This window comes from Paenarthrobacter sp. FR1, assembly GCF_051106045.1.
Taxonomy (GTDB): domain Bacteria; phylum Actinomycetota; class Actinomycetes; order Actinomycetales; family Micrococcaceae; genus Arthrobacter; species Arthrobacter nitroguajacolicus_A.
Genome location: NZ_JBPFSF010000001.1, coordinates 639,363 through 655,445, shown reverse-complemented (window position 1 = coordinate 655,445; position 16,083 = coordinate 639,363). Strand labels below are relative to the sequence as shown.

Here is a 16,083-nt window from a genome sequence, read left to right as displayed (position 1 = left end):
GCGAACAAGAGCCGGATTTCCTGTGGTGTCCGGCTAGCCGGAGATACCCTCGTTGCCGTCTTCTTCACGGCCGGTCAGGCGGCGGCGGAACGTCGCGTCTTCGGCTGCAGTGATTTCCAGGTCGTACCAGCCGTTCAGGGTCTCCCAGCCGATTTTCTTCTTGTGTCCCGGCTTCAGCTTCACGGTTTCCTTGCCGTCTGCATACTGCAGCGACTCCAGCGTCAGTGTCACTGTCCCGGTGCCGTTGTTGCGCACCTCCAGCTCCACTGCCTTCTTGCCGCGGCGACCGTTCACGGTGACGTCGACGCCGGACGCCGCGCCCGCCGTCGTGCCTTTCAGTTCGTACTGGTACCGGTTGGGGCCGGTGACCACTACGTCGAACGTACCGGAGGCGAGGGGGAGGTCCACGCTCAGGCTGCCGAGGACATCCAGGTGCCGCGGTTCGGTCACTTCGCCTGCGTAGCCATACACGGTGAAGTGCGTGGAACGTGTGCCGATGTTGCCCAACGTGAGGGCGATCTTGCCGGGCTGGGCCATGGCAGAGACCTGCGGCCGGTAAGGGAGCGCGCGGGCCGGGCGGCTGCCGTCCTCCTGGATCGGAGCCACCTGGACCGCCGGGGGATTCGGGCGCCAGCGGCTGATCTTTGCCGGAACAGCGGCAGGGTGGTCGAGCGTTGGCGGAGTACCGGGCGTTTGGAAGTTGAAGACGCCGGTCAGGTCACCGCAAACTTCGCGGCGCCACGGCGAGATGTTGGGTTCCTCCACGCCCGTCCAACGCTCCAGGAAGCGGAGCACCGAGGTGTGGTCGAAGACTTCGGAGCTGACGTAGCCGCCCACCGTCCACGGCGAAACCACGGTCATGGGCACGCGCGGGCCAAGGCCGATGGGGCGTGCCGTGGTCCAGTCGGTTGACTCGCCGGATGCCGGGCGCGGCTGGACGGGCGGCGGCACGTGGTCGAAGTAGCCGTCGTTTTCGTCGAAGTTCAGGAAGATCGCGGTGCTGTCCCAGGTCTCCGGGTTGCTGGCCACGGTGTCCAGGAGGCGGTAGACGAAGTTCGCGCTGCCCACAGGGGTGGAGGCTCCGGGGTGTTCCGAATCGGCCGCGGACGGAACCAGCCAGCTGACGCGGGGGAGGGTTCCGTCGACGATGTCCGCGCTGAGGCGTTCCAAGAGCGTGTTGGGCCGCCCGCGCCACATGGCTTTGTCGAAGAGTGTCCGCTCGGCGTCCGTGAGGGTGGCGCGGCCTTTCTCCAGTTGGGCAAGGAGGCGGTCCTGTTCAGCGGCGGACTTGCCCTTGATCGTGTCGTAGAACTCCTCGGTGGTTCGGAAGTTTCCCTCGACGGAGGCGAGCATTTTGCGGCCAATCGCCTTGAAGGTTTGGAAATATTCCACGGCGTTGTCGGTGAAGTTGTCCCAATCCTGGTAGATCTTCCACGAGACCCCTGACTGTTCCAGGCGCTCGGGATAGGTGGTCCAGTCGTAGCCGCCGTGATCATAACCGTAGGCCGCATTGGTCACCGCACGTTTGGGGCTGCCGGGCTCGTTCCCCGTGGTGCCACTCCAGAGGTAGTTGCGGTTGGGGTTGGTGGAACCGTTGACGGAGCAGTGGTAGGCATCGCAGATGGTGAAGGTGTCCGCGAGTTCGTACTGCAGCGGGATGTCCTGACGCTCGTAGAACGTCATGGTGGACGCGCTCTTGGCGGGAATCCACTTGTCGCACCAGCCGTTGTTCCATGCCGTCGTAGTGCCTGTGAAGGAATGGTCCAGATCGCCGAGGTACTGGATGTCGGAGCCCGGCCTGCCGGCGAGTTCGGCTGCCTTGCGCAGGGAGAACGGAAGCACGCTCTCCCCGGTGGCGCGGGGCTGCTCAAACATGGACTTTCCGTTGGGCAGTCGTGTCACGGATTTATCGCCATATCCGCGGACACCGCGCAGCGATCCAAAGTAATGGTCGAAGGAACGGTTCTCCTGCATCAGCACAATCACGTGCTTGATGGACTGCAGGCTTCCGGGCGGCACCGGCTTGGCCATCGCTGCCTGGACAGAGGGAGGCAGGAGGGAACCGGTTGCCGCCAGCGCCGTCGCTGCGGCTGCGGTGCCGAGGAAGCCGCGGCGGGAGAGCTCGCTGGAATTGGTTGAACGATTAACCGTCTCAGGGGTATTCGAGGACATTCAGGGTGCCTTTCGTGGTCAGAGTTGACCGGGCAAGCGTAGGCACCCCGAGTGAACTACCGATGAAACCGGGGCAAACCGAGGGGGTGTGTCGCGCAGATCACACGTGGACTTTGTTAGTTAAGGGCTATCACCAGCATCTGGCTGGTGCCGGGAATGCAGGTCTGCAACACCGCTTTGGGGAAGCCGCCAAAGACTTCCGAGACGTGGCTGGTGGTGCCACCCAGGGGAACCTGCCCACGAGCCGAAACAGTGTAGGTTCCGTAACCGGCCAGGGTCACCGTTTGGCCCACGCCAATGCTCGAGAACCTTGCCCAACCGCCGCAGAAGTCGTGCTCGGTGATGAACAAGGAGAAGGCATCCGTGGGCGTGTAGTGGATCGGGCCAATGCAGGCATCCACCAGATCCTGCCCCCCGGATCCGGCAACGGGGATGGTCCATGCTGCCGGCTCGTGTTTCAGTTCGGCGGGTGGCACTTGCACTGCGGGCGCCGCCACTGGACGTACGACGGCGGGCGTTGCCAGCCGCTCGAACGCGACGGCGTGGAGGGCGGGGGAAGAATCTGAGGGCATTGACGTTGCCGCGCCCGGGAAGGGCGGGGTCAGCGCGATTGCCGCGACCATGGCACCTGCCGCCACCAGCGCCCTGAAAGAGATGCCCGGGGCTGGCCTTCGGAATCGAAGGGGAGGTTCTGTTGGCGCGGTTTGTGGTTGTGGGTCACCCTGCAGAGTCATGGGAACTCCAAGCGGGAGTGGATCCGCTATGGAAGCCGGAACGGATATTCGAAAATCCCCAGACACTTCGATTGTAGGAACTACCTGGCCGTTGGGAAGCCAGAGGGGATACTCGACTTTGGCGCGGCGCTACTTGGATTTGCTGCCGTGCCGAAAGGGGCATCGGCAGCATCGTAGCTTTCTTTAGAAAAGTCAGGTATTTTTGGCGCATGCCTCTTCGTTCCGACTGGTCCGCACGCACGTGCAGCCTCGCCCGCGGCCTGGATGTCCTTGGCGATCCCTGGGGAAGCCTTGTCCTGCGGGAGATCTTCTTCGGGAACGGCCGTTATGAAGCCATGAAGCACCGCCTGGAAGTGGCGGACAACGTCCTCAGCAAGCGGCTTGGCTGGCTCCTCGAAGCGGGTCTCCTGGCCCAGCGCCCCTATCAGGATGGGGCACGTACCCGGCAGGAGTACGTCCTGACTCCCAAGGGGGAGGACGCGTTGCCGGTGCTCAACGCCATCATCATTTGGGCGGAGAAGCACTTGGACGCTCCCAACGAGGTCTCCCATATGAAGGTCATCCATACAGACTGCGGCGAGGCCACGATGTCCGCCGACACCTGCACCCACTGCGGCTCCCGGCTCACCGCCGCCAACACGAGCTGGCACAGCTTCAAACGCAGCGACCATCCACTGCCACTCGCCGTCGCACCCCTTGAAAACCGCACCCCGGCTTCCCCCGAAACGGAGATCCCCGTATGACCGCTCCCGACGTCACAGGAACGCCGCCCGGCACCACGGGCGGTCCCACCGGGAAACGACGGCGACTGCACCCCGCGTGGATTGTTGCGGCAGTGGCCTTCCTTGCCTTGGTGGGGGCAGCCGGTTTCCGTGCAGCCCCCGGCGTGCTGATGGTCCCGCTGCAACAGGAATTCGGCTGGTCCACCACGGTGTTGTCCCTGGCGGTCAGCATCAACCTGGTCCTGTTCGGCTTGACGGCGCCGTTCGCGGCAGCTTTGATGGAACGCTTCGGAATCCGCAAGGTCACGGCTCTTGCTTTGTGCCTTATCGGCCTGGGTTCGGCCCTCACCGTGTTGGTGAACCAGTCATGGCAGATCCTCCTCACCTGGGGGCTGCTGATCGGGCTCGGTACGGGATCCATGGCCCTCGTCTTCGCTGCGACCATCGCCAACACGTGGTTCGCGAAGAGCCGCGGACTGGTGATCGGCATCCTGACCGCGGGCAGCGCCGCCGGGCAGTTGGTGTTCCTGCCCTTTATCGCCGCCCTCGCCCAAAACCCCGGCTGGCGGGGCGCGTCGCTGCTCATCGCCGCGGGTGCGCTCGCGGTGGTCCCGCTGGTGCTGCGCTGGCTGCGGAACTCACCGGCCGACGTCGGAGTGTTGCCTTACGGTGCTGAAACACCGAAAACGCAAGCACCCGACGCCGGAACCCCCACGACGACAGCCAGCGAGCCCGCCGCGGTGGTTGCCGCGCCAGGCTCAGGGGATTCCCCCAACGCGGCCGTCCGTGCCGTGCAAGTCCTCAGGCGTGCCATGAGAGTCCGTACATTCTGGGCTTTGGCGGCCGGCTTCGCGATTTGTGGTGCCACCACCAACGGGCTCATCGGCACGCACTTCATTCCGTCTGCACACGATCACGGCATGCCGGAAACCACGGCGGCAGGTTTGTTGGCCGTCGTCGGGATTTTCGACATCGTGGGGACCATCGCCTCCGGCTGGCTGACCGACCGGTTCAACCCTAAAGTCCTGTTGGCCGTGTACTACCAGTTCCGTGGGATAGGCCTGCTGGTGCTGCCGCTGCTGCTGGGTTCCTCCGTGGAACCGAGCATGATCATCTTCGTGGTGGTCTACGGGCTGGACTGGGTGGCCACTGTGCCGCCCACCGCGGCGATCTGCCGCTCAGTGTTCGGCGCGGACGGCTCAGTGGTGTTCGGCTGGGTTTTCGCCGCCCACCAGCTCGGAGCAGCTGCTGCCGCCCTCGCTGCAGGCTTCATTCGTGACGCCACCGGGCACTACAACTACGCCTGGCTGGGCGCGGCTGCCATGTGCACCGTGGCTGCGGTCATCAGCGCCACCATCCGCAAGGACGCGGTGAAAAAGGAACCCATCGCTGTTGCCTGACGGTGTTGCGGGGCCCGCTCTGCGCTCCATTCTCCGCTGGACGTGCGCAGAGCAGGCCCCGCAATGGGGGTACTAGCCCGTTTCGGTGATCCGGAACGTCACAGTCCGGGCTTCCGGTCGCAAGGCATAATCCGGCCAGACGTCCGGCCCGCAAGCCCTGGAGCCGAGGCCGTGCTGTGCAGCGTCGAGGTACAGGTAGCTGGCCTGGCTTGCCGGCAGTTCATGCGGGTGCGCGGCCCCGGAGATCTCCTGGGCCGTATGCCGCGAAAGCGTGAAGCCCGGCAAGCGGCCACGGGAGTCGGGGATGGCATTGAGCTGCAACCACGGAGTGCCGGAGTTCTGCAGGGCCAAGGACCGGACAGCACTGCGGTGACCTGATTCCTGCGGCTTGGCGTAAGGCACCGCGAGTTCGTCAATGCCCGCCGAGTATCGGCCCACCAGCGTCGCGTGCATGCTGTCCGGGTAGGACTCCCGCGGCCCGGCGCCGAACCATGAGGCACCATCCACGGATCCGGGCAGGTCGAATCGGACGCCGACGCGTGGCCAGATGATGTCCCAGCCGGCGCTCGGAAGAATGTCCAGGCGAAGCCACAGCTCGCCGTCGGACAGCTGCCAGTTTTCCTCCACGGAGACCCAGCGGGCAGCGTCGGCTGCGGAGTAGCGGGTCTGGATGACGACACCGGATTCGCTGGCCGTGACTTTCTCCACCCGGCCCGTGAGCCTGTCCAGGCCAGCGGCGCGCCAGACGGTTTCCATGGAAGGAGCGGGAACGCCGTCGCCGTTGTTGAGCCACGCATCGGCGAGGTCGTAGCTGCCACGGCCCGCGCCGGCGTCGTTATCCGTGGGGGCGCGCCACAACTCCAGGCGCGGACCGGAAACCGGCAATCCCGCCAAAGCGACGAGCCGGCCTTCCTCGAAGCGGGCAGGGCCCAGCGAAACGCTCCCCTCCCCACCGTCGGCCCCGCCAACCGACGCCAGCGGGCGCGGTGCGGCCAGGTGAGGACGGGCCCCGGTCAGTTCCAGCTGAGCGGCCGAGATCACGTGCCCGGCCTCAGCCCAGGCTGTGTCCTTACGAAGGGCGGCCTCCACCGTCAGCCAATACTCGCCGGATGCCAAGGGCGCGAAGTCCGGCAACTCGATCCGCGTCGTAGTGCCTGCGGCCAGTGGGGTGCCCACTGAGGTGACTACATCGAGCTCGCCGGAAGCGTTCGCCACGCCGTCCACCTCGGTGCGCCAGCGCAGCACGATATCCGAGGAATCGGCCGTGTGCCGCAGGTTGGCGACAGAAACGAAGCGGCGCGTGCCGTCGTCGTGCGTTTCGGTGGAGAAGCCCAAACGGATAGGCGCGACGATCTGCTTGTACTCAAAGAGGCCCGGGCTGGGCGTGGAGTCGGACAGGACCATGCCGTCCATCACGAAGTTCCCGTCGTGCACTACCTCGCCGAAGTCACCGCCGTAGGCAAAGAACTCCGTACCATCGGCCGTGGTGGTGCGGATGCCGTGGTCCCGCCATTCCCACACGAACCCGCCGTGCAGCCTCGGGTAGCGGTCCACGAGGTCCTCGTATTGGTCGATCGCGCCCGGGCCGTTGCCCATCGCGTGGACGTACTCGCACAAGATGAACGGTTTGGTACGCTGCCGCGCCGACTCCGCAGCGGAGCAGCCGAGCAGGAGGGAACCGGAATCATCGCGCCCGATCGCCTCCGTTTCCGGCACCGACGAGTACATCCGCGAGTACACATCCGTATAGGCGCCGGTGTAGTCACCCTCGTAATGGACCGGCCGGCCGGTATCCCGGGCGTGGGTCCACGCGGACATCGCGGCGAGGTTGGAACCGGTGCCGGACTCGTTGCCCAGCGACCACATGACAATGGACGGGTGGTTCTTGTCCCGCTCCACCGTGCGCTCCATGCGGTCCACATACGCCTCGCGCCAGGCTGGGTCGTCGCTGGGGTTGCCCACCCAGCCGTGCCGTTCGAAACCGTGGGTCTCAAGGTCGCATTCCAGGATCACCCAGAAGCCCAGTTCGTCAGCGATGTCCAGCAAACGGGGGTGCGGCGGGTAGTGGCTGGTGCGGATCGCGTTGACGTTGAACTGCTTCATCAGGGCCAGGTCCGCGCGGGCGAACTCCTCATTGAAGACGCGGCCCCGGTCCGGGTGCGTCTCATGCCGATTCACGCCATGGAACACCACCCGCCGGCCGTTCACCAGGAACTGGTCGCCCCGGATCTCCACGGTGCGGAAGCCCAACCGCAGCGAAACGGTCTCGCCTTCGCTGGCCACCGTCGCGTTGTAGAGACGCGGAACCTCCGCGGACCAAGGCTCGACGGCGGGAATCGCCACCGGGGCGACGTCGGCAGGGGAGTCCCATACGACGTCGACCTCCAGTTCCGGGACGGACAGGCGAACGGGGAAGGCAGACTGGTCTGCGGTAATCTCCGGGTCAATGACGCCGGAGCCGGCCGTGAAGGACGTCCGCAACCAGACGTCGTCGATGCCCTTCCTGGGGCGTGCCTGAAGTGTCACGTCGCGGAAGATTCCGGGCATCCACCACTGGTCCTGGTCCTCGATGTAGCTGGACGCGGACCACTGGTGGACACGTACGGCAATGACATTCAGGCCCTCGCGGACGGTGTGGGTGATGTCGAATTCCTGAGCCAGGCGGCTACCTGCACCCACGCCGACCTCGGTTCCGTTGAGCCACACCTTGTACCGGGACTCGACGCCGTCGAAACGCAGTACTGTCCTGGCTGCCGTGTCCCAATCCGCCGGGAGTTCGAACGTCCGGCGATAGTCGCCGGTAGGGTTTTCGTCCGGGACATGCGGTGCGTCGGTGGGGAACGGAAACTGGACATTGGTGTAGATGGGCCGCCCGTAGGCTCCGTCGCCCTCCAACACCCAGTGCGCAGGAACCGGGATCCTGTCCCAGCCGGAATCGTCCAAGGCCTCCTCGGCAACACCCTCAACTGCTTCGCCCGCCGGGAGAACACCGCGTCCACCCGGAGTGCCGGGAGCGCCTGCCAGGAAACGGAAACGCCACTGCCCGTTCAGCGAAAGCGTGGGAGCGTCCGTGTGCAGCCACGAGCGGGCCGGAAGCCTCTTGCCTGTTCCCGGACCGCGGTCGGTGATGTAGCTGGCGATCAATGACGTGGTCATTACTTAACGGCTCCTTCTGTGAGTCCACCGCGCCAGAAGCGCTGCAGGACAATCATGGCGATGCTGAGCGGAATGATGGAGAGCAATACTCCGCCCGTGGTCAGTTCGTAGAATTCGGGCAAGCGGTCCACCTGGCTGAGCCAATTGTTCAGTCCCAGAGTGATGGGATAGAGCTCGGAGTCGGAGAGCATGACCAGCGGCAGGAAGTAGTTGTTCCAGATGCCCACCAGTTGGAACAGGAACACGGTGACCAGGGCCGGGGTCAGAACCTTGAGCCCGATGGTGTGGAAAATGCGGAGTTCGCCCGCGCCGTCGATCCTGGCGGCCTCGATCAGCGAGGTGTCCACGGTGGCCTGCGCGTAGATCCTGCACAGGAACAGCCCGAACGGCGACACCAACGAGGGCAGCAGCACACTCCAGTACGTGTTGGCCAGGCCCATCTGGCTGAACAGGAGGAACAACGGAAGCGCCGTCGCTGTACCGGGAACCAGCACGCCGCCGAGGATGGTGCCGAACACCAGGTTGCGTCCCTTGAACTCGTACTTGGCCAAGGCGTAGCCGCCTGCTGCCGCAAAGTACGTGGCCAGGAGCGCACCGACGCCGGCGTAGATGGCCGAGTTCAGGAACCAGCGGCCAAAGATCCCGTTGTCGTAGCTGACAACACGGCCGATGTTCTCCCACAAGGAGAAGGTAGGAGCGAACCAGAAGCCGTTGGTGGAGAAGAGGTCCGCCGTGGACTTCGTGGAGGCAACGAAGACCCAGTACACGGGAATCAGGAAGTAGAGGGCCACCACCACCAAAAGGGCGGTGACGATGATCGTGGACGACCGCCGTCGTCCGGCTGATCGGTCTGGACCCGCGGACCGGGCCCTGGCAGCGGGCGTGACGGGTGGCTTGGTAGCGGTTGCGGTCATGATGACTTCCTGTTGGTGAGTGCGAGGAAGGCGAACGAAAGGGCGAACGCGGCCACGGCAATGATGACCGACTGGGCGGCAGCGACGTTGTAGTCGTTGTAGGCAAAGGCCGTGGTGTAAGCGCTGAGGTTGGGCGTGTACTGGCTGTCAATGGCAGGGGCTACGGTCTTGAGGACCTGGGCCTCCGCGAACAACTGCAGCGTTCCGATAATCGAAAACACCGTGGTGAGCATGAGTGCCGGGCGGATCAGGGGGAGCTGGATGCTCCGGGCCACGCGCCACGTCGACGCACCGTCCACCTTGGCGGCCTCGTAAAGTTCCACCGGAATGGCCTTGAGTTGCGCCACGATAATCAGCATGTTGTAGCCCGTGTAGCTCCACGTGACGATGTTGGCGATGGACCACAGCACGCTGTTGGCACCCAGGAAGTCCGGGGTGAGGCCCACGATCTTGGCCACGTCGAACAGTGGGCTGAGGCCGGGCACATACAGGAAGGACCACAGGATGGTGGCGATGACGCCGGGGACACCGTAGGGCATGAAGTAGGCGGCGCGGAAGAATCCGGGCCACTTGGCAGAAGCCGATTCCAACATCAGTGCCAAGACCGTGCACAGGACGATCATGACGGGCACCTGGACGATGCCGAACAACAGCATCCGGCCGATCGAGGCTACGAAGCTGCCATCTGCCAAGGCCTGCGCGTAGTTGCTGAACCCAGCGAATTCGCTGGTCACGCCGGCCTCGCCGAAGAGTCCGCTCCTGGTCACTTTGGTGAAGCTGGACAGGATGGCTACAACAATTGGCAGCAGGAACGTGAGGACGAACAACCCCAGGAACGGCGCCAGCAAGAGCCAAGGCGCGCGTGCTGCTGCGCCAGTGCGCTTGCTGCGCCGGGGTACGTCGGCGGGACGCCTTGCGGCAGGTGCTGTACGAGTGGTCGTCATGCCGTTTCCTTCCGGATGGTGAGGCCCTTGTTCTTGAAAACGGTGATGATCTGCTGCTCGGAAGCCGCGATGGAGTCCACCAAGGAGGTCCCGAAGGCCTTCTTGCGGAAACCGTCGCTCAGGATGTTGAAGGACTGCTGGGTCACCGGCCACCAGGACCAGTCACGGTTCTGCTGTTGCGCTGCCGGGACGAAGACGTCCTGGTTGTAGTCCTGGCCGCCGAAGAAGGCCGAAGGTTGTTGCCGGTCCGTTCCAATGAAATCGGGATTCGGGGACCACCCGATGCCGCTGTTCTTGATCTCGGCGTCGATGCCTTCTTGTGAGGTTGTCAGCCAGACGGCGAACTCCACCGCTTCCTTGGGGTGCTTGCTGTTGGCAAGCACGGCCGCGGTGGAACCACCCAGGTAGCTGGACCCGAACCCGGTGCCGTCCCATGTGGGCATGGGGGCAACGCGCCACTTACCTTCGGAACCACTGACGCCCTCCACCAGCGCATCGCCCCAACTGCCGGTGACGGTGGAGGCGATGCCGCCCTTGCCTGCCGCAGCGAACCAGCCCGGCGAGAAGGCGCCGTACGCAGTGGTGACGAGGTCGTCGTCGATCGCTTTGTCGAAGAAGCGCGCGGTGTTCAGCGTCGCGTCGTCGGTCATGTTGATGACCCAGCCATTCTCCTCTGGACGAAGCCAGGCAGCTCCTGCTTGACCAGCGAAGGAGGCGAAGGGCGAGGCGTCGCTGATGGGGAAGCAATCAAGGTACGTGTCCACGGAACGGAGCTCGCGGGCCAGTTCCGCCCATTCGTCCCAGGTTGTGGGGCTGGTTCCGCCCACCTTGTCCAGGATGGCTGGCTGGTAGAACATGGCCATGGGTCCGGAGTCCTGGGGTAATCCGTAGACGCCGCCCGTGTAGCTGACCTGCTTCCACAGAGTGGGGTCGTAGAGGTGCGCATGGTCGTTGGCTCCGTAGCGGGAGACGTCCACCAGCCCGTTGACCAGCATGAACTCCGGAATGGAACGGAGCTCCACCTGCGCCAGGTCCGGTCCACCGCCGGCTGCCAGGGCCGAGTACAGCTTCTGGTATCCACCTGCGTTGCCGCCCGGGATCCACACGACGTCCACCTGAACGTTCGGATTCTGTGCATTCCAGATGTCGGCGACATTCTGGAAGTCCTTCAGCCATGCCCAATACGTGAGCCGCACTGGACCGGTGGCGGCGGGGATGGTGGGTGCAGCGTTGACGGATTGGGTTCCCGGCGTCGCGCAGCCGGACAGCAGTCCCATGGCTGCCGTGCCCAGGCCTGCGCCCAGAAGTTGTCTTCGAGTGAAACGGGTCATGAGCCTTCACCTCTTCGTGTCAGGTTGACGCTGCCGGCACTCGGAGAGCGGCCCCGGCACGTCGATTGTGATCACGGTAACAGATAATTCGAGTGCTTACTCGAATTTCGAGTGAGGTCAGTACCCGCGTACACTGTCTAGCCATGACCACAAAGGACGTGGCCCGCGCAGGGAAGCGCGGCCCCTACGCGAAATCCGAGGAACGGCGCCAGACAATTCTGGACGCTGCGCATGCGGTGTTCGCTGCCCGTGGCTACCGCGGGGGATCGCTGCAGGACGTTGCGGACCGTGCAGGGATGAGCCAAACAAGCTTGCTGCACTACTTCCCGTCAAAGCGCGACCTCCTGATGTCGGTCCTGGAACGCCGCGACGAGATCACCAGTGGCGCCTTCCCTGACGACATGGAAGAGGGCTTGGCGGATTCCGTCATCCGGACGGCCCTCTACAACGAGGGCATTCCAGGAGTGATCGAGCTTTACGCGGTCCTCTGCGCCGAATCGGTCACGGATGAGCACCCTGGCCGGGACTACTTCACCGAGCGCTATGAGCGGTTGCGCGCAAGCTACGGTCGACGGTTCGCGGAATTGGCAGCTGTTGGCCGGCTGCGCCCGGGCGTTGATCCGGACGAGGCCGCGATGTCCCTGGTTGCCTTGTGGGACGGGCTTCAGACGCAATGGTTGTTGGCCCCCGACGACGTGGACGTTGCCGAGCGCCTTCGCGGCTACTTGAAACTCGTGATCCTCCCGGAGTCCAACTAGGGACAGCCAGTTGGGTGGGTTAGCCCCGGAATGCGCCGATGCCAGTGATGTGCTGGCCCAGGATCAGCGTGTGGACTTCGTCGGTGCCTTCATACGTCCGGACGGATTCCAGGTTGTTGGCATGCCGGAGGGGTGAGTAATCCAGTGTGACGCCGTTACCGCCCAGAATGGTGCGGGCTTCCCTGGCAATCTTGATGGCTTCCCGGACATTGTTCAGCTTGCCCATCGAGATCTGCTGCGGGTGCAGCTGACCGACGTCCTTCAACCGGCCCAGGTGGAGGGCCAGCATGGTGCCTTTCTGGATCTCCAGGAGCATGTTCACCAACTTCTCCTGCGTGAGCTGATAGCCGGCCAGGGGTCGCCCGAACTGCAAACGGTCACCGGCGTAGGAAAGTGCGGCCTCGTAGGAGTCGCGGGCGGCCCCCATGGCGCCCCAAGCGATGCCATAGCGGGCCTCGTTCAAGCAGGAGAACGGCCCTTTGAGTCCCAGGGCACCCGGGAGGAGTGCCTCCGGACCCAGCCTCACGTCGTCGAACGTTACATCGCACTGGATGGAGGCACGCATGGAGAGCTTCGGTTCGATCGGCGTGGCGGTCACGCCGGTTGTTCCTGCGGGAACCAGGAAGCCGCGGATCCCGTCGTCCGTCTTTGCCCACACCACCATCACGTCGGCAATGGAAGCGAGGCCGATCCAGCGTTTGACGCCGTCAAGGACCCAGCCGTCGGCTGTCTCGCGGGCGACCGTGGTCATGGACGACGGGTCCGATCCCGCCGTTGGCTCCGTCAGGGCGAAACAGCCGATCAGCTCGCCGGCCGCCATTCGGGGCAGCCATTGTTCCTTTTGGGCCTCCGAACCCCACTTGTGAATGGCGGTCATGGCCAGGGAACCCTGCACCGAAACGAAGGTGCGGATCCCAGAGTCGCCGGCCTCCAGTTCCATGGCGGCCAGACCATATTCGACGGCGGTGCGCCCCGGGCAGCCGTAACCCTCCAGATGCATGCCAAGGACGCCGAGTTCACCCAGTTCAGGAGCGATCTCCCGGGGGAATTCGGCGTCCTCGTACCAGCGGGCGATGTTCGGACGGATCCGTTGTGCGGTGTAGTCACGGACCGTGTGGCGGAGGGCAAGCTCGTCCGCGGACAGCAGGGAATCCAGGGCCAGGACGTCGGAGGTGTTCGTCGTTGAATCGCTCATTCCAGCATCCTAGGCGGACAAGCCTGAGTTACTCGCCGCGGACTATCCCGGCCTCTTTCCGTTCGCCGGTGAAGTACCCGCGTGTGGACGGTGCGAACCGGCAGACGATCGCCAGCACCACACCCAAGGCCAACAGCAGGACACCGCTGATGAACGCACCGCCGATTCCGAAGATCTGCGTATCCCCATAGGCCGGGTCCCACATTTGGACCGCCGAGATGAAGAATGCAGCGGTCAAGGACACCGCGCCCAGGAACGGCAGGATGCCCCGGAACCACAGGTTGCGGGCGGAGTCCCGGAGCGTGGAGCGGAAGAACCAGACGCAGGAGAACCCGGTGAGGGCGTAGTAGAACGCGATGAACAGGCTGATGGCGCTGATGGAGTCGGACAACAGGTTTTCGCTGAGGAAACTCATCGCTACGTAGTACACCACGGCCACGACTCCCATGACCTGCGTGGAGAAGCCCGGCGTCTGGAAGCGTTCGTGCACCTTGCCGAAGCGGGCCGGCAGGGCGCCGTTGACACCCATGGACAGCGTTCCGCGCGCGGTCGGCAGGATGGTGGTCTGCGTGGAGGACAGCACGGATGCCAGCACCGCCACAATGATCAACCAGCCCCACGGACCCAAAACAACGTCCTTCATGGCCAGGAAAACGTCGTCCTGGTTGGCTTCATTGCCCAGGCCGATGCCATCGGTCCCGATCGTGGCGTACATCATGACCAGCAGTGCCACTGACACGTAGATCGCCACAAGCACTGATGCGGAGATGACTGCGCCACGGCCCGGCGTCTTGGTGGGATTCTCGGTTTCCTCGTTGAGCGCCAGGCACGTGTCCCAGCCCCAGTAGATAAAGAGCGCCAGCAAGACACCGTGAACCACGGCACCGGGGTCGGCAAAGGCACCTGCGGGATTGAACCACTCGAAATCGAAGGCCTGGCCCTCGGGTGCTCCTCCGGCGATCCGGACAATGATGGCCACCGCGAAAATACCCAGCGAAATGTATTGGATGTACGTCAGGGTGCGCTGGACGTGCTCCCCGAGCCTGATGCCGCGGTTGTTCACGTACGTCATGAACGCGATGAACAGCACGCCCGTGGCGGTCACCAGCCACTTGTTCTCCGCCAGGGAACCATCGCCCACCAGCAGCCAGAGGTACTTGCCGGCAATTTGCGCCAGGTTGGCCAGCACCACGATGCCGGCAAGGGCAACCCCCCAGCCGCCAAGCCAGCCCGCCCACGGACCGAATGCCCTGCGCGCCCAGAAGAACGTGGTGCCGCAGTCCGGCATGGCGCTGTTCAGCTCCCGGAAAGCGTAGGCGATGAAGAGCACGGGGATGAAGCCAAGGATCAGGATCAGGGGAGTGTAGTTGCCGTTCACGGCAACAATGAGTCCCAGCGTGGCCGCCAGCGAATAGACAGGGGCGGTGGACGCAAGGCCCAGCATGACGGAGTCTCCCAGGTCCAGGATTCCGGCGTGGAGGCCCTTGGAAGGTACGACGGCGGTACGGTCGCCGCCCGCTGAGCCGCCACCCGGCGTCGAGGTTTCAGTACTCATAGTGCGGCTCCATAGGAAGTAGCAGGGGGCGCCACGGGCGCCGGGGAGTCGATGGTGTTGGGGACGAAACGGCAGAAGTAGTCCGTGATGGGGCCGTCCGATTCGCGGATGCCGCAGCCAACGGACTCGCCATCTACCACCCACAGACCCAGGACGGGATGGTTGCCGTCAAAATCGGGGAGGGAGTGGTACTGCTGGAAGCACCAGCCTTCACGGCCATAACCACCGGGCTGCTGGATTTCGATGCCGGGGGCATGGATGCGGATGTTGTCGCCCTCGCGTCCGTGCAGCGGTTTGGCCACCCATTCCTTGAGCGGCCCTGGGTCGCCGAGGTAGGCAGGCAGTAGGTTCGGGTGGTCCGGGTAGAGGTGCCACAGCGCAGCCAGGAGGGCTTTGTTGGACAGCAGCATCTTCCAGGCCGGCTCCACCCAGCGGGGGTTGTGTGCCCGCTGCAGGAGTCGTTGCCCGAATGGCTCCTTCATCATGAGCTCCCATGGGTACAGCTTGAACATGGTGCTGATCATGAAGTTGTCCAGGTCCACGAAGCGGTTCAGGTTCGGGTCCCAGCCAATGTCAGACATATTGATGCCTATGGTGGTCCATCCGCCTTGGCTGGCGACATCCCGCATGTATGCGGCCGTCATCCAGTCCTCGCCGGATTCCTCTGCCTCGGAGTGCGCCACATGCAAGGTGCTCATGCCGGTCCGGAACTGCAGTTTCTTCCACTGCCGGATCAAGGCTTCGTGGATGCCGTTCCACTGGTCCTTCTCCGGAAAGACGTCCTGCAGCCAGAACCACTGCGCCACGGAAGCTTCGATCAGCCCGGTGGGAGTATCGGCGTTGTACTCCAGCATCTTGGCCGGACCACCCTTGCCGTCATAGATGAAGTCGAAGCGGCCGTAGATATCCATGTCCGCGGCCAGGAGCGACTCGCCGGCGAGTTCCAGCGCCTGCTGGCCGATCCCGATATCGCCCATGGCTCCCGTGGCCAGGTACTTCGCTGCCTCCAAGCACATGAGGTGCATGTCCTCGGCGGTCTTTTCGAGGGTTTCCACCTCGTCCATGGTGAATTCGTAATACGCCGATTCGTTCCAGTATTCGATCTTGCGGCCGTCGGGCATGGTGGTGGTGGAGAAAACCAGGCCCTGTTCTTCGATCTTTTGCTTCCAGTCCGGCCTGGGCGCGGAGTGCAGTCGACGCAC

General features: G+C 64.2%; 12 protein-coding genes. 3 read left to right on the top strand and 9 right to left on the bottom strand.

Features of this window, described 5'->3' with window-relative positions; translation table 11 throughout:
* Nucleotides 1-33 precede the first annotated feature (33 nt).
* Together ACR30Z_RS03070 and ACR30Z_RS03065 are read right to left on the bottom strand one after the other, a co-directional pair.
* The gene (locus ACR30Z_RS03070) at nucleotides 34-2,172 is read right to left on the bottom strand and encodes a phosphocholine-specific phospholipase C (RefSeq protein WP_434371172.1); all 2,139 of its coding nucleotides are present in this window, start codon (nucleotides 2,170-2,172) and stop codon (nucleotides 34-36) included.
* A 116-nt stretch (nucleotides 2,173-2,288) separates the two neighbouring features.
* Nucleotides 2,289-2,795 (bottom strand): hypothetical protein, encoded by a 507-nt coding sequence (locus tag ACR30Z_RS03065; protein ID WP_434371171.1) that lies wholly within the window; start codon nucleotides 2,793-2,795, stop codon nucleotides 2,289-2,291.
* A 320-nt stretch (nucleotides 2,796-3,115) separates the two neighbouring features.
* On the opposite strand from ACR30Z_RS03065, the gene ACR30Z_RS03060 reads away from it, so the two are divergent.
* Together ACR30Z_RS03060 and ACR30Z_RS03055 are read left to right on the top strand one after the other, a co-directional pair.
* On the top strand, nucleotides 3,116-3,649 hold the full coding sequence (locus ACR30Z_RS03060; RefSeq protein WP_434371170.1) for a winged helix-turn-helix transcriptional regulator: 534 nt from the start codon (nucleotides 3,116-3,118) through the stop codon (nucleotides 3,647-3,649).
* Nucleotides 3,646-5,028 (top strand): MFS transporter, encoded by a 1,383-nt coding sequence (locus tag ACR30Z_RS03055; protein WP_434371169.1) that lies wholly within the window; start codon nucleotides 3,646-3,648, stop codon nucleotides 5,026-5,028. The genes ACR30Z_RS03060 and ACR30Z_RS03055 overlap by 4 nt, the downstream gene beginning before the upstream one ends.
* 72 nt (nucleotides 5,029-5,100) lie before the next feature.
* On the opposite strand, the gene ACR30Z_RS03050 is transcribed toward ACR30Z_RS03055, so the two are convergent.
* The 4 genes from ACR30Z_RS03050 to ACR30Z_RS03035 are packed head-to-tail and all read right to left on the bottom strand — an operon-like array spanning nucleotide 5,101 to nucleotide 11,373.
* On the bottom strand, nucleotides 5,101-8,184 hold the full coding sequence (locus ACR30Z_RS03050; protein ID WP_434371168.1) for a glycoside hydrolase family 2 TIM barrel-domain containing protein: 3,084 nt from the start codon (nucleotides 8,182-8,184) through the stop codon (nucleotides 5,101-5,103).
* Nucleotides 8,184-9,098 carry a carbohydrate ABC transporter permease gene (locus tag ACR30Z_RS03045; RefSeq protein ID WP_434371167.1) on the bottom strand — a complete coding sequence of 305 codons (915 nt, stop codon included), beginning with the start codon at nucleotides 9,096-9,098 and terminating at the stop codon, nucleotides 8,184-8,186. The genes ACR30Z_RS03050 and ACR30Z_RS03045 overlap by 1 nt, the downstream gene beginning before the upstream one ends.
* Nucleotides 9,095-10,042 (bottom strand): carbohydrate ABC transporter permease, encoded by a 948-nt coding sequence (locus ACR30Z_RS03040; RefSeq protein WP_144648658.1) that lies wholly within the window; start codon nucleotides 10,040-10,042, stop codon nucleotides 9,095-9,097. Before ACR30Z_RS03040 ends, ACR30Z_RS03045 begins: the two co-directional genes overlap by 4 nt.
* A complete protein-coding gene (locus ACR30Z_RS03035) occupies nucleotides 10,039-11,373 on the bottom strand; it encodes an ABC transporter substrate-binding protein (RefSeq protein WP_434371166.1) in 1,335 nt (444 codons plus the stop codon). Before ACR30Z_RS03035 ends, ACR30Z_RS03040 begins: the two co-directional genes overlap by 4 nt.
* A gap of 143 nt (nucleotides 11,374-11,516) precedes the next feature.
* On the opposite strand from ACR30Z_RS03035, the gene ACR30Z_RS03030 reads away from it, so the two are divergent.
* Nucleotides 11,517-12,131, top strand: a complete 615-nt coding sequence (locus ACR30Z_RS03030) for a TetR/AcrR family transcriptional regulator (protein WP_434371165.1) — start codon at nucleotides 11,517-11,519, stop codon at nucleotides 12,129-12,131.
* Nucleotides 12,132-12,150: 19 nt separating this feature from the next.
* Here ACR30Z_RS03030 and ACR30Z_RS03025 read toward each other — a convergent pair whose 3' ends face one another.
* Genes ACR30Z_RS03025 through ACR30Z_RS03015 form a run of 3 tightly spaced genes read right to left on the bottom strand, consistent with a single transcriptional unit; the run spans nucleotide 12,151 to nucleotide 16,083 of the window.
* On the bottom strand, nucleotides 12,151-13,326 hold the full coding sequence (locus tag ACR30Z_RS03025; RefSeq protein WP_434371164.1) for an acyl-CoA dehydrogenase family protein: 1,176 nt from the start codon (nucleotides 13,324-13,326) through the stop codon (nucleotides 12,151-12,153).
* A gap of 28 nt (nucleotides 13,327-13,354) precedes the next feature.
* Complete coding sequence (locus tag ACR30Z_RS03020) at nucleotides 13,355-14,881, bottom strand: APC family permease (RefSeq protein WP_434371163.1); 1,527 nt, start codon at nucleotides 14,879-14,881, stop codon at nucleotides 13,355-13,357.
* Nucleotides 14,878-16,083 carry a glutathionylspermidine synthase family protein gene (locus ACR30Z_RS03015; protein ID WP_144648654.1) on the bottom strand — a complete coding sequence of 402 codons (1,206 nt, stop codon included), beginning with the start codon at nucleotides 16,081-16,083 and terminating at the stop codon, nucleotides 14,878-14,880. The genes ACR30Z_RS03020 and ACR30Z_RS03015 overlap by 4 nt, the downstream gene beginning before the upstream one ends.